Source organism: Streptococcus infantis (genome assembly GCF_021497965.1).
Taxonomy (GTDB): Bacteria; Bacillota; Bacilli; order Lactobacillales; family Streptococcaceae; genus Streptococcus; species Streptococcus infantis_B.
Genome location: NZ_CP046525.1, coordinates 577,479 through 590,634 on the forward strand (window position 1 = coordinate 577,479; position 13,156 = coordinate 590,634).

A 13,156-nucleotide genomic window follows, 5' to 3' on the forward strand; every position below is an offset into this window, starting at 1 on the left:
ATATGGAGTTTTCAATCAACATCAGGGAAGCTCAGTTTTCAGATATTGAGCAAATTTGTTTGATACAAGAGAGTAGCCAGAATTCCCAAGATATATTGACTCGAGAAATATTAGAAGAACGTATCCGCAATTTTGCGGATACGTTTCTCTTAGCTAGTCTGAATGAGCAAGGGATTGCTTATATCTCAGCGACGATTCTCACGAACGACTCTTTAGACAAATGGATAGTAACTATTAGTAAGGAAGGTTTTAGGCGAGATAACGCAATCATCCTTGAAGAGATATCCGTACATCCAGACTTTCAGAAACAAGGTTTTGGAACCTTGTTACTTGCAAGTCTTAAGGAAGTTGCCTGTCAGAAAAATAGTCCAGCTATTTATTTGCTCTGTAAAGATGAGTTGCTTTCCTACTTTGAAATGAATGGGTTTCTGGAACAAGGAATTGTAGAAGGGGAAAGGAGCAGTGAAGTTGCCTTTCTTATGTGTTGGAGAAATCCTTTTTACTAGGAGGAATTATGATTATTCGACAAGCTAGACTTAGTGACTTAGATCGTATTTTGGAAATTGAATTAGAGAATTTCTCAATTGAAGAAGCCATACCTCGCTCTGTTTTTGAAGCACATTTAAAGGAGATTAAAACTAGTTTTTTAGTTGCAGAAAAAGAAGGTGAGATTCTCGGTTATATTGAAGGGCCAGTAGTCCCTCATCGCTATTTGCAGGACCAATCCTTTACAGAAGAAATAGAAGATCACAGTCATCAAGAAGGTGGGTATATATCTGTGACATGTCTGTCTGTTACAAAGAAAGCTCAATCCTTGGGGCTTGGGAGAAAACTCTTAACTGCCTTAAAGGAAGTGGCTCTCAAGCATGAACGTGAGGGGATCAATCTTACCTGCCACGACTACCTCATTGAATACTATGAAAAGCATGGTTTTGTAAATGAAGGTAAGTCCAAGTCCCAATTTGCGGGAGAAGAATGGTATGATATGGTCTGGGAAAATGGGAATTAGTAGTGAGAAAAGCTCATAAGGTTGCTTTTCTCTAGTTTTTAAGATATAATATTAAGGATTATCAACAAGGAGGTAAATACCTTTGAGCGAAAATTCAAATGAAGAAGAAAAGTTAAGTTTTAAAGAGCAAATTTTACGCGATTTAGAACGACTTAAAAAAGAGGCAAATGAGGCAGAACAAACTGATGACCTCTTTTCAGCTTTAGCAGATTCTTCTAAATCAACTCCAGAAAAAAAAGAACCAAGTATTTCTGAAGAAGAATTAATTGCAAAATCAATTTCAGCTGTAGATCAGTTAATTGATAATGCACCAGTTGTTCCTCCACGTTCAACTGTTACAGAAGAAACTCCAGAAGAGGTAGTTGAGTCACCTCAAACAATCTCAGAAAAAGAAGAAAAACATTCGATTCCAACTAGGGTTTCAGTTTCTTACAAAACGCAAGATACTTCACCAGAAGAAACTGAAGCTGTGAGCTTTGCATCTAGCAAAGAAGAGCTCGCAAATGAAAATCATGCAGATGTTGAAACTGAAGCTACAGAACGTTCTAGAAGAAGTCGAAGAGAGTCTGTGAAACCAACCAAGAAAAAGAAAAAATCCCGCTTTAAAGGATGTTTAGTAACAGTATTAGTATTGCTAATCCTATCCGGTGTTGGTGGATTCTTTGGTCTTCGTTATGCTAAATCAGCCCTTCAACCAGTAGATCCAAATTCTAAGCAATATGTGACTGTTCAGATTCCAGATGGAGCCAATACGCAACAAATTGGTTCAGCTTTGGAAAATTCAGGTGTTATTAAAAATGGTTTGGTCTTTGCACTATATGCCAAGTATAAAAACTACACTGAATTGAAGTCTGGTTATTACAACTTGCAAAAGAGCATGAGTGTTGAGGATGTGATCAAAGAATTACAAAAGGGTGGTACTCCTGAACCTCAAGAGCCTACTCTTGCAGAATTAACGATCCCTGAAGGTTATACTTTGGAACAGATTGCTCAGACAGTTGGTCAACTTCAAGGTGACTTTAAAGAACCTTTGACAGCGGAAGCATTCCTAGCTAAGGTTCAAGATGAAACCTTTATTGCTCAAGCGGTTGCTAAATATCCAAACTTACTTGAAAGCTTACCAGCTAAAGATAGCGGTGTCCGTTATCGCCTAGAAGGATATCTTTTCCCTGCAACATATACCATCAAAGAAAGCACTACAATTGAAAGCTTAATTGATAACATGCTTGCAGCAATGGACAAGAACCTCTCTCCACACTATGCAGCTATCAAGGAAAAGAACTTAACTGTTAATGAGCTCTTAACAATCGCATCACTTGTTGAGAAAGAAGGAGCAAAAACAGAGGATCGTAAGTTGATTGCTGGAATTTTCTACAATCGCTTGAACCAAAATATGCCGCTTCAAAGTAATATTGCTATTCTTTATGCAGAAGGTAAACTTGGTCAAAATATCAGTCTTGCTGATGATGCAGCTATTGATACTTCTATTGATTCACCTTACAATGTCTATACAAAAGTAGGTCTAATGCCTGGACCAGTTGATAGTCCAAGCTTAGATGCTATCGAAGCAAGTATCAATCAAACAAAGAGTGATTATCTCTACTTTGTGGCCAATGTTCAAGATGGTAAAGTTTACTATGCAACGACACGAGAAGAACATGATCGTAACGTTCAAGAACACATCAATAGTAAATTACCTCAATCAAATAGCACAAACTAAAATTATGTGGTTCTCCACATAATTTTGCTTTAAAAAAGTAAAATGTATTTAAAAAATTAAAAGAAAGTTGAGAAAAATGGTAGAAAAAACTTATCCAATGACATTGGAAGAAAAGGAAAAACTAGAAAAAGAATTAGAAGAATTAAAATTAGTGCGTCGTCCTGAAGTCGTAGAACGTATCAAGATTGCTCGTTCATACGGTGATTTGTCAGAAAATAGTGAGTATGAAGCAGCCAAGGATGAACAAGCCTTTGTTGAAGGACAAATCTCAAGCTTGGAGACAAAAATTCGTTATGCAGAAATCGTGAATAGCGATGCAGTTGCGCAAGATGAAGTTGCTATCGGAAAAACTGTAACTATCCAAGAAGTTGGAGAAGACGAAGAAGAAGTCTACATTATCGTTGGTTCAGCTGGTGCAGATGCCTTCGCAGGAAAAGTATCAAACGAAAGCCCAATCGGTCAAGCTTTGATTGGTAAGAAAAAAGGTGATATCGCTACAATCGAAACACCTGCTGGAAGCTATGACGTTAAAATTTTAAAAGTTGAAAAAACAGTTTAATAGGGTAAAAAAGAAGGAGTAGATAAAGGGAAAGCGCTTCCTGTCACTCCTTTTCTTCATTCTAAAAACTTGAGGAGACTAGATGAATTCAGAAAATAAACATAAAAAGAAAAGTAAAATGGAACGTGGACTAACCAATCGTCACGTTCAGGTGATGGCCATTGCGGGAACAATCGGAACTGGTCTATTTCTAGGTGCTGGTCGCTCTATCAGTTTAACGGGACCTTCGATTGTCCTTGTCTATATGATTACGGGTGGTTTTATGTATCTTATGATGCGTGCAGTTGGTGAGATGCTTTATCAGGATCCCGAACAACATACCTTTATCAATTTCATTACTCGTTATCTCGGTAAAGGTTGGGGATATTTCTCTGTTTGGTCCTATTGGTTATCTGTGGTCTTTATCGGTATGGCTGAAATAACAGCTATCGCTCATTATGTTCAGTTCTGGTTTCCATCCTGGCCATCTTGGTTAATTCAGGTTGTATTTCTAACGATTTTGGGCTTGGTCAATCTGATTGCTGTTAAAATCTTTGGTGAAGTAGAATTTTGGTTTGCTATGATTAAAATCGTGGCCATTCTTGCCATGATTGCAACAGGGGTCTTTCTAGTCTTGACTGGCTTTGAAACGCCATATGGTTCAGCAAGCCTGACAAATATCAGTGATCAATTCTCCCTTTTCCCAAATGGTGGGATGAACTTTGTCATGGCCTTCCAGATGGTTTTCTTTGCTTACTTGATGATTGAATTTATCGGTGTTACTACATCTGAAACTAAGGATCCAAGAAAAGTATTGCCTAAGGCTGTTAAGGAAATTCCTTTGCGAATTATCTTCTTCTACGGTGGAGCTCTCTTAGCTATTATGTCTATTATTCCTTGGCGTGAGCTTTCTGCAGCAGATTCACCATTTGTAACGGTATTTGAACTTGTTGGTCTTAAGTGGGCGGCTGCTTTGATTAACTTTGTTGTCTTGACTTCAGCAGCTTCAGCCTTGAATTCAACCCTTTACTCAACAGGTCGTCACTTGTATCAAATTGCCCATGATTCACCCAATCGTTTCTTGAAGGCTATTAAGGCAGATACTCTCTCACGCCACAACGTTCCTCAGAATGCAATCATTGCTTCTGCCGTATTGATTGGTTTTGCTGCCTTCATCAATGTACTTCCTGGCGTATCAGATGCCTTTGCTTTGATTACAGCTTCTTCATCAGGTGTTTATATCGCTATCTACATCTTGATCATGGTAGCCCATCTCAAGTATCGTAAGTCTAAAGACTTTATGGCAGATGGCTATCTCATGCCTCAATATCGCTTGCTAAATCCTTTAACTATGCTCTTCTTTATCTTTGTATTTGGAACTCTCTTCTTACAAGAATCAACTGTAATGGGAGCTAGAGGTTCAGCAATCTGGATTGTTGCTTTTGGGATTTACAGCCAATGGAAGTTTAGAAAATAAGTCAGAAGCTCATCAACTCAGGTTGGTGAGTTTTCTAGTTTGACAGGCCTTGGAAATAGGGCTATAATCAAGTTATGAGTATCTTCGAGGAGGGTTTGATGCACATTCGATTGGAAGAGACAGAGTCTCAGAAAGCGCATAAAATCAGAGAGTTGGTTCGCTCTTATAATCGTTCCAAAAGGGAAGCTGCTGAAAGCGAGCCACTTAATCTGTATATCGAAGATGAACATGGTCGACTCCTGGCTGGCTTAGTAGCAGAGACTTTCGGAAATTGGCTAGAAATCGAGTATTTATTTGTGAAAGAAGACTTGCGAGGACAAGGAATTGGCTCCCAACTATTGCAGCGGGCAGAAAGTGAAGCTAAGAAGAAAAATTGTTGCTTTGCTTTTGTAAATACTTATCAGTTTCAAGCACCAACCTTTTATCAAAAGCATGGCTATAAGGAAGTTTTTACATTGAAGGATTATCCCTGCACTGGACAAAGACACTATTATCAAAAAGATTTGTAAATTAAAATTGGGAATGAAATAAAGTGATTAGATACATAATGATGGAGGTAGGTTAATGGATATCATACTGGATATGGGCAATGTTCTACTGGAATGGAACAAGGAAAAGATTTTAAAAGCTGTAGCTAAAACCCAGAAAGATTATCTAATTTTAGACAAGGCTATTTTCCAGTCAGGTTTATGGGAACGATTGGACCTGGGGACTTTGAGTCGAGAAGAATTGGTTGATAAGATTCTATCCCTATTAGGAGATTGCTATCAGAAAAAGGTTGAAGAAGTCATTTGGAACTGGCCTGCCTATATCGATATTTACACGGAAGTCTTTCCGCTTCTTGCCCGTTTAAAGGAAAAAGGCCATCGTATTTTTGTCCTATCTAATACCTCACCAGTTTTTTATGAATTATTGAAAGATCAACTAGCACCTCTAGAAAAGATTTTAGATGGTTTTGTTCTTTCCTGTGATATCAAGGCTATCAAACCTGATCGAAAAATGTTTGAAGAAATCCTCCGTAAATATGAGTTGGATCCTTCAAATTGTATTTTTCTAGATGATGTAAAAGATAATACCAACATGGCTGAAAGTTTAGGCATCAAAGCCTATCAAGTCAAACAGAGAAGTGACGTTGTAGATATTTTGAAAAAATTTGAATAAGCTGAAAACTCTCTATCATTTTGGTGGTAGAGTTTTTTTGTTAAAAAAATCGTACAAAATGACATATATATATTGCATAATGTAAATTATATGATATAATGAACTTGGGAAGAAGCGCAACTTTTTAAAATCATAAAGGAGGTAAGAAGTGGCTAAGAATTTAAAATTAAAACTTGCTCGAGTAGAGCTTGAACTGACACAAGGTGACTTGGCAGAAGCTGTGGGTGTGACTAGACAAACTATCGGTTTAATAGAAGCTGGGAAATATAATCCTAGTCTATCCCTTTGCCAGTCTATTTGCAGATGCTTAGGCAAAACGTTAGATCAATTATTTTGGGAGGAAGAAGATGAAAAATAGATTTTATTATTATCAATTATTGGATGAGAGAGAAGAGCAACAACTTCATAAAGCTGGTGCAGAGAGTTTTCATATTTCTATCGGATTATTGTTTCTAGCTTATTTCATATCAGTGTTAGCACCAAGCTTTTTTAATCCTAGCATGCTTCTCGCTATTATTATCATAGGGAATTTTTACTTTATCAATCGTGCTCGAAGTCTAGGTGTGACCTACTATAGTCGTTTTCATTTTACAATTTTAGGTTGCCTATTATTAACTCTAGTGATTACAGCTACCTTGATGCTACAGAACTACCAGTTCAATATCGAAATTTATCAGCACAACCCTCTACATATTAAGTATATTTATGCATGGGTCATTACATATCTCCTTTATCTTCCTTGGGTCTTTATTGGAAACTTAGGATTAAAAAGTTATGGTGAATGGGCTCAGAAAAAGTATGAAAAAGATATGGATAAGCTCGAGATCATGGAATAGCTTGTTATCTTTTTATCAATATCGATAAATTGTGTTATAATAGTACTAAATTATGAGAAAAGAAGAAACATTTTCATCTTTTTACAAATAGGGAAGAAGGACAGTATATGTACCCAGATGATAGTTTAACTTTGCACACTGATTTGTATCAAATTAACATGATGCAAGTTTACTTCGACCAAGGCATTCATAACAAGAAAGCAGTTTTTGAAGTTTTTTTCCGCCAACAACCTTTCAAAAACGGTTATGCTGTATTTGCAGGTTTGGAACGAATTGTGAACTACTTAGAAAACCTGCGCTTTTCTGAGAGCGATATTGCTTATTTGGAATCACTTGGTTATCATGGTGCCTTCTTGGAATATCTCCGTAATCTAAAGTTGGAATTGACTGTACGTTCTGCTCAAGAAGGAGACTTGGTATTTGCCAATGAACCAATCGTTCAAGTGGAGGGACCTTTGGCTCAGTGCCAATTAGTTGAAACAGCCCTCTTGAATATCGTCAACTTTCAAACATTGATTGCGACTAAGGCGGCTCGTATTCGTTCAGTCATTGATGATGAACCTTTGATGGAATTCGGAACACGTCGTGCGCAAGAAATGGATGCAGCTATCTGGGGAACTCGTGCGGCTGTTATTGGTGGTGCCAATGGAACTAGTAATGTACGTGCAGGGAAGCTCTTTGGTATTCCGGTTTTAGGGACTCATGCCCATGCTTTAGTACAAGTTTATGGAAATGATTATCAGGCTTTCAAGGCTTATGCCTCAACGCACAAAAACTGTGTCTTTCTAGTAGATACATACGATACTCTTCGCATCGGTGTTCCAGCAGCGATTCAGGTTGCGCGTGAACTTGGTGACAAGATTAATTTCCTTGGTGTCCGCATTGACTCTGGAGATATGGCCTATATCTCTAAAAAAGTTCGTCAACAACTGGATGAAGCAGGATTTACGGATGCTAAGATCTATGCATCCAATGATCTTGATGAAAATACCATCCTTAACCTCAAGATGCAAAAAGCTAAGATTGACGTCTGGGGTGTAGGTACTAAACTCATCACTGCTTATGACCAACCAGCACTTGGAGCAGTTTACAAAGTTGTTGCTATTGAAGACGAGAATGGTCATATGCGCAATACCATTAAACTTTCAAATAATGCAGAGAAAGTTTCAACACCAGGTAAGAAACAAGTTTGGCGCATCACCAGTCGTGAAAAAGGCAAGTCAGAAGGTGACTATATTACCTATGATGGTGTCGATGTTGCTAGCATGACTGAAATCAAGATGTTCCATCCAACCTATACTTACATCAAGAAAACTGTCCGTAATTTTGATGCTGTTCCACTTTTGGTAGACATTTTCAAGGAAGGTAAGCTAGTTTATGATTTACCAAGTCTGCCTGAAATTCAAGCCTATGCTCGTAAGGAATTTGATAAGCTCTGGGATGAATACAAACGCGTACTGAACCCACAACACTATCCTGTGGACTTGGCTCGTGACGTATGGCAAGACAAGATGGACTTGATTGATAAGATGCGTAAGGAAGCTCTAGGCGAAGGAGAAGAAGAATGAGTTTGCAAGAAACCATTATCCAGCAACTAGGTGTAAAACCAGTGATTGACGCCCAGGAAGAAATCCGTCGTTCGATTGACTTTTTAAAACGATATTTAAAGAAGCACCCCTTCTTAAAAACGTTTGTGCTAGGAATCTCTGGAGGTCAAGACTCGACCTTAGCAGGACGCTTGGCCCAACTAACTATGGAAGAAGTGCGAGCAGAAACAGGTGATGATAGCTATAAATTTATAGCAGTTCGTTTACCTTATGGAGTACAAGCTGATGAAGCTGATGCCCAAAAAGCCCTAGCTTTTATCCAGCCAGATGTGAGCTTAGTAGTGAATATCAAGGAATCTGCTGATGCTATGACAGTAGCAGTCGAAGCAACAGGAAGTGTAGTTTCCGATTTTAACAAGGGAAATATCAAGGCTCGTAGCCGTATGATTGCCCAATATGCCCTTGCAGGTGCTCATAGCGGAGCTGTTATCGGGACAGACCATGCTGCGGAAAATATCACAGGTTTCTTTACCAAGTTTGGTGATGGTGGTGCAGATATTCTCCCACTCTATCGCCTCAATAAACGCCAAGGAAAACAACTCTTGAAAGAACTTGGAGCTGATCCAGCCCTCTATGAAAAAGTTCCAACAGCAGACTTAGAAGAAGAAAAACCAGGTATTGCAGACGAAGTAGCCTTGGGAGTTACTTACAATGAAATTGATGATTATCTCGAAGGTAAACAAGTAAGCCCAGAAGCCCAAGCAACCATTGAAAAATGGTGGTACAAAGGCCAACACAAACGCCACTTACCTATCACCGTGTTTGATACGTTTTGGGAGTAAATAAGTCCAGGGGACTTTTTTAGCCCGAGCCTGAAAATAGAGAAGCGAGGTTGAATTATCAAATCCATAGGTACAAAGACATTACATACTGAACGGTTGCTATTGCGACGCTTTTGTGAAACTGATGCTCAAGCCATGTTTGAAAATTGGGCTTCTAGTCTAGATAATCTAACCTATGTTACTTGGGATCCTCATCCAAATGTTGATTTTACAAAGAACTCAATAAGAACTTGGGTAGCATCCTATGACAATCCAAATTACTACAAATGGGCCATTAGTCTCAAAGAAAATCCAGAATATGTCATTGGAGATATTAGTCTGGTCAGTGTGGATGAAGAAAACTCTAGCTGTGAAGTCGGATATATCTTAGGGATGGACTACTGGGGACGAGGACTCATGACAGAAGCCTTGAAGGCTGTTTTATCATACTGTCTAGATGAGATTGGATTTGAAGAGGTTGATGCTTGCTATGCAAGTTTAAATCCCGCCTCTGGTCGTGTGATGGAAAAGGCGGGTATGACTTTTTGGAAGACAATTCCAAATGCAGTTGAACGAAAAGGTTATATCGCTGATAAAATTTATTATCAAATCAAAAAATAAGATGGAAAAGAATAACTTTTCCATCTTATTTTTTGTAATATACTTTTTAATCAAAATAAAGCAAGTCTTTGCTGGTACTTGTAAAGAGGTCGAAGCCGTCTTTTGTAACAACACCACAGTCTTCGATGCGGACACCGACTTTACCAGGGATATAGATACCAGGTTCAACAGAGAAGCACATGCCTTCTTCGATAACCATGTCGTTTCCTTCCATGATAGATGGGAATTCGTGGACATCCATACCGATACCATGACCGAGACGGTGATTGAAGTACTCACCATAGCCAGCTTTTTCGATAACTTCACGGGCAACACGGTCTACTTCATGAGCTGTCACACCAGGTTTGATAAAGTCAAGGGCAGCTTGTTGAGCCTCAAGAGTCAAGTTGTAAATGTCTTTCTTGAATTGGTCAGGTTTGCCGACAGCGACTGTACGAGTCATATCTGAAGCGTAGCCATTAACCATTACACCGAGGTCAAAGAGGAGAAGGGCATTGTTTTCGACCTTGTTGGCTCCAGGAATACCGTGTGGATTTGCAGCGTTATCACCTGTCAAAACCATAGTATCAAAACTCATTTCATAGCCTTCGCGTTTCATGGCAAAATCAATCTGTGCGATAATATCAGTTTCAGTATTATCAAGAGAGATATTGTCAAAACCAACTTTGACAGACTTGTCTGCATAGACACCTGCTACCATCATCTTTTGCACTTCGTCAGCTGACTTGATCAAGCGCATACGCTGGATTAGTGGAGTCAAGTTTTCAAACTCAGCAGTTTTAAAGACAGTTTTCAAACCGTGATATTTAGTCAAAATAAGGTTGTCAAACTCAACTGCGACACGTTTGAAATCAAGTTGTGGCAAGGCGTTTTGGATTTTTTTCCAAGGGTTTTCAGAGTCCACATAACCAACAACCGGGAATGAAACAGTGCTTGTCGCACGTTCAACTTCAAGGGCTGGCACAAAGAGAAGTGGTTCCTGGTCTCCAAGGACAAAGAGGAACATTTGGCGTTCGTGTGGATCACTGTAAAAACCAGTGAGGTAATTGATAGTGACGGGGTCAGATACGACTGCGACGTCTAACTTTTCAGATTCGAGATATGTTACAATTTGTTGTAATTTAGACATATGTTACCTTCTTTCTACCCCTCTATTTTTGCAAAAATTAGTAGAAAATGCAAGAGAGAAGGGGAAAAGAGCCTAAAAAAATTCCAACAGCTAATAGCATGTTGGAATAGAAAGATTAGTTGAATTCTGCCTTACTTTTCACATCGCTGTATTCTTCAGCAACTTCTTGGCTAAGAATATCCTCATAAGCTGGCAGAACAATGTCCTGACCATATTTTTTCTTGAGTGCAGTAGTGACCAAGCGATAGGCTAGATTGGCATTACGAGAAAGGATAGGTCCGTGGAAATAAGAACCGAAAACATTTTTATAGTGAACACCTTCACCGATTTTTTCTTCATTATTTCCATTTCCGTATACGACCTGCCCGAGTGGTTTTTGGTCATCTGAGAGGAAGGTACGGCCTTGGTGGTTTTCAAAACCATAATAGGTTTCATCAAATTCTTCGTTATGAATTTTAATGTCCCCAATAAAGCGGTTGTTGGTTTGGTTGAGGGTGTAGTGTCCCATGACACCTAGACCTTCGATACGTCTTCCAGAAGCTTCGATATAGTATTGACCCAATAGTTGGAAACCACCGCAGATAGCAAGGACAACACCATCATTTTGGATAAAGTTATCGATGTTTTCTTTTTTAGCAGGCAAATCACCAGCAATGATACTTTGTTCAAAGTCTTGGCCACCACCGAAAAAGGCAATGTCGTAGTGATTTTCATCGAAATCATCGTGGAGAGAAACAATGTCAACTGTTACGTGAGCACCCAGCTTTTCAGCTACATACTTGAGCATGAGGATATTCCCGTTATCTCCGTAGGTATTCATGAGGTTACCATAGAGGTGGGCGATATTTAGCTGGTAAGGATAGTTGCCGTCTTTTGAGGAAAGTGAAGTATAAACCATTAGTTCATCTCCTTTCTAACAAGCTGACGATTGGCTAGTAATTCTCGGAATTCCAGCATGGCCGTATAAGTCGCAAGGATATAAGCATGCTTGCAGTCTTGAGCTTCAATCGTTTTAAGAACTTGTTCCAGACTGCTTGTTTCAGTGATTTTATCAGCTGGATAACCAGTTACTCGAAGACGACGAGCAATTTCAGAATGACGAACGCCACCGGCGTTGATTTCTGGGATATCCATCTCAGTAATTTGTTCAAAGTCAGCATCCCAAATCCAGCTGGTATCAATTCCGTCTGCATAGTTGGCATTTAGGAGAACAGAAAGGCTAAACGGATAAGGAGCTAATTTTATCATCTCAATAGCTTGGGTAGCACCAACAGGATTCTTGATGAGAACCAGCGTGCACTCCTTATCACCGATATGGAAGGTCTCCTGGCGACCGAATACAGCGCGACTCTTGTCAAATCCTTGCTTAATCAGTTGAGAATCAGCACCAAGGTAACGAGCAATAGCGACTGCTGTGAGAGCATTGTAGATATTATAAAGCCCACCGATTTGGATACCGTATTCTTGGCCGTCAATAACAAAGCGAGAACGATTATTGGTCAACTCAACCAATTCTGTCAGACGGTAGTCCAAGTCAGGTCGTTTACATCCACAATTTTCACAAATATAGGCACCCAAGTTGGCATAAGTATTGAGTTCATATTTCAGAATACTTTGACAGTCTGGGCAGAGAATACCTTCAGTATTGTAGTGAGCAAGTTTTGCTGGACCTTTTTCCAAATCAAAACCAAAATACTGAACAGGATTTGGAATTGCAGGCTTGTAGAAAAGTGGACTGTCACCGTTAAGGAGGACAGTAGCAGTAGGAACTTTTCGAATAGCGTCCAAAATCATGTTGTAGGTCGTATAAATCTCACCGTAGCGGTCCATCTGATCGCGGAAGATATTGGTGATGACGAAAAGACTAGGCTGGATGTAGTCACAGATACGTGAGAGACTAGCTTCGTCGATTTCAAGCACTGCAATATTTTTTCCAGTTTTTGAAGATTTTGCAGTCAAGAAAGTTGTCGTAATCCCTGTGATCATGTTGGCACCACTTGGATTGGTCAGAACTTGACCATAAATTTCACTTAGGATACCGACCGTGAGAGCGGTCGTCAAGGTTTTCCCATTGGTACCAGTTACTACAACAATTTCGTAGTTTTTCGCTAAATTTTGTAAAATATCTTTATCAAATTGAAGGGCAAGTTTTCCAGGGAGCGTACTTCCACGTCCAAGACGACTCAAGATAAAATGAGAAGAACGTCCAGACAGAAGGCCCAAAGTAGTTTTTAATTTCATGTTTCTATTATATCATAAAAGCCAGAAAAGATAGATTTGAGATTTTGGATAAAAAA

At 39.1% G+C, this 13,156-nt stretch carries 15 protein-coding genes; 12 read left to right on the forward strand and 3 right to left on the reverse strand.

Features of this window, described 5'->3' with window-relative positions; all coding sequences use genetic code 11:
* The first annotated feature begins 2 nt into the window (after positions 1-2).
* The 12 genes from GOM46_RS02900 to GOM46_RS02955 all read left to right on the forward strand — a co-directional run bounded on the left by GOM46_RS02900 (position 3) and on the right by GOM46_RS02955 (position 9,730).
* A complete protein-coding gene (locus GOM46_RS02900; RefSeq protein ID WP_235083967.1) occupies positions 3-506 on the forward strand; it encodes a GNAT family N-acetyltransferase in 504 nt (167 codons plus the stop codon).
* Positions 507-514: 8 nt separating this feature from the next.
* Positions 515-1,009: a GNAT family N-acetyltransferase gene (locus GOM46_RS02905; protein ID WP_235083968.1), complete on the forward strand. Its 495-nt coding sequence runs from the start codon at positions 515-517 to the stop codon at positions 1,007-1,009.
* A gap of 76 nt (positions 1,010-1,085) precedes the next feature.
* Positions 1,086-2,729: an endolytic transglycosylase MltG gene (mltG, locus tag GOM46_RS02910; RefSeq protein WP_235084139.1), complete on the forward strand. Its 1,644-nt coding sequence runs from the start codon at positions 1,086-1,088 to the stop codon at positions 2,727-2,729.
* Between the two features lie 76 nt (positions 2,730-2,805).
* Positions 2,806-3,288, forward strand: a complete 483-nt coding sequence (gene greA / locus GOM46_RS02915) for a transcription elongation factor GreA (RefSeq protein WP_006150140.1) — start codon at positions 2,806-2,808, stop codon at positions 3,286-3,288.
* Between the two features lie 82 nt (positions 3,289-3,370).
* Entirely contained in the window at positions 3,371-4,744 is a 1,374-nt protein-coding gene (locus GOM46_RS02920) for an amino acid permease (protein ID WP_235083969.1), read from the forward strand.
* A 98-nt stretch (positions 4,745-4,842) separates the two neighbouring features.
* On the forward strand, positions 4,843-5,253 hold the full coding sequence (locus GOM46_RS02925) for a GNAT family N-acetyltransferase (protein ID WP_235083970.1): 411 nt from the start codon (positions 4,843-4,845) through the stop codon (positions 5,251-5,253).
* A 55-nt stretch (positions 5,254-5,308) separates the two neighbouring features.
* Entirely contained in the window at positions 5,309-5,905 is a 597-nt protein-coding gene (locus GOM46_RS02930; protein ID WP_235083971.1) for an HAD family hydrolase, read from the forward strand.
* A gap of 148 nt (positions 5,906-6,053) precedes the next feature.
* On the forward strand, positions 6,054-6,263 hold the full coding sequence (locus GOM46_RS02935; protein ID WP_006150074.1) for a helix-turn-helix transcriptional regulator: 210 nt from the start codon (positions 6,054-6,056) through the stop codon (positions 6,261-6,263).
* Positions 6,253-6,741, forward strand: coding sequence for a DUF6773 family protein (locus GOM46_RS02940; protein WP_235083972.1), 489 nt, complete (start codon positions 6,253-6,255; stop codon positions 6,739-6,741). The genes GOM46_RS02935 and GOM46_RS02940 overlap by 11 nt, the downstream gene beginning before the upstream one ends.
* A 107-nt stretch (positions 6,742-6,848) precedes the next feature.
* Positions 6,849-8,309: a nicotinate phosphoribosyltransferase gene (locus tag GOM46_RS02945; protein WP_006150417.1), complete on the forward strand. Its 1,461-nt coding sequence runs from the start codon at positions 6,849-6,851 to the stop codon at positions 8,307-8,309.
* A complete protein-coding gene (gene nadE, locus GOM46_RS02950; protein WP_235083973.1) occupies positions 8,306-9,130 on the forward strand; it encodes an ammonia-dependent NAD(+) synthetase in 825 nt (274 codons plus the stop codon). Before GOM46_RS02945 ends, nadE begins: the two co-directional genes overlap by 4 nt.
* 57 nt (positions 9,131-9,187) lie before the next feature.
* Positions 9,188-9,730 (forward strand): GNAT family N-acetyltransferase, encoded by a 543-nt coding sequence (locus GOM46_RS02955; RefSeq protein ID WP_006154114.1) that lies wholly within the window; start codon positions 9,188-9,190, stop codon positions 9,728-9,730.
* Between the two features lie 46 nt (positions 9,731-9,776).
* Here the strand turns inward: GOM46_RS02955 and GOM46_RS02960 are convergent, their stop codons facing one another.
* The 3 genes from GOM46_RS02960 to murT all read right to left on the reverse strand — a co-directional run bounded on the left by GOM46_RS02960 (position 9,777) and on the right by murT (position 13,100).
* Positions 9,777-10,859, reverse strand: coding sequence for a M24 family metallopeptidase (locus tag GOM46_RS02960; protein WP_235083974.1), 1,083 nt, complete (start codon positions 10,857-10,859; stop codon positions 9,777-9,779).
* A gap of 115 nt (positions 10,860-10,974) precedes the next feature.
* On the reverse strand, positions 10,975-11,757 hold the full coding sequence (gene gatD, locus GOM46_RS02965; protein ID WP_045613993.1) for a lipid II isoglutaminyl synthase subunit GatD: 783 nt from the start codon (positions 11,755-11,757) through the stop codon (positions 10,975-10,977).
* Positions 11,757-13,100: a lipid II isoglutaminyl synthase subunit MurT gene (murT, locus tag GOM46_RS02970; protein WP_235083975.1), complete on the reverse strand. Its 1,344-nt coding sequence runs from the start codon at positions 13,098-13,100 to the stop codon at positions 11,757-11,759. The genes gatD and murT overlap by 1 nt, the downstream gene beginning before the upstream one ends.
* Between the last annotated feature and the right edge of the window lie 56 nt (positions 13,101-13,156).

Excerpts from the sequence above, each read along its gene's own strand:
- GOM46_RS02900 (WP_235083967.1), top strand. The coding sequence starts at position 3 with ATGGAGTTTTCAATCAACATCAGGGAAGCTCAGTTTTCAGATATTGAG.
- GOM46_RS02905 (WP_235083968.1), top strand. The coding sequence starts at position 515 with ATGATTATTCGACAAGCTAGACTTAGTGACTTAGATCGTATTTTGGAA.
- greA (WP_006150140.1), top strand. The coding sequence starts at position 2,806 with ATGGTAGAAAAAACTTATCCAATGACATTGGAAGAAAAGGAAAAACTA.
- GOM46_RS02920 (WP_235083969.1), top strand. The coding sequence starts at position 3,371 with ATGAATTCAGAAAATAAACATAAAAAGAAAAGTAAAATGGAACGTGGA.
- GOM46_RS02925 (WP_235083970.1), top strand. The coding sequence starts at position 4,843 with ATGCACATTCGATTGGAAGAGACAGAGTCTCAGAAAGCGCATAAAATC.
- GOM46_RS02930 (WP_235083971.1), top strand. The coding sequence starts at position 5,309 with ATGGATATCATACTGGATATGGGCAATGTTCTACTGGAATGGAACAAG.
- GOM46_RS02940 (WP_235083972.1), top strand. The coding sequence starts at position 6,253 with ATGAAAAATAGATTTTATTATTATCAATTATTGGATGAGAGAGAAGAG.
- GOM46_RS02945 (WP_006150417.1), top strand. The coding sequence starts at position 6,849 with ATGTACCCAGATGATAGTTTAACTTTGCACACTGATTTGTATCAAATT.
- nadE (WP_235083973.1), top strand. The coding sequence starts at position 8,306 with ATGAGTTTGCAAGAAACCATTATCCAGCAACTAGGTGTAAAACCAGTG.
- GOM46_RS02960 (WP_235083974.1), bottom strand. The coding sequence starts at position 10,859 with ATGTCTAAATTACAACAAATTGTAACATATCTCGAATCTGAAAAGTTA.
- gatD (WP_045613993.1), bottom strand. The coding sequence starts at position 11,757 with ATGGTTTATACTTCACTTTCCTCAAAAGACGGCAACTATCCTTACCAG.
- murT (WP_235083975.1), bottom strand. The coding sequence starts at position 13,100 with ATGAAATTAAAAACTACTTTGGGCCTTCTGTCTGGACGTTCTTCTCAT.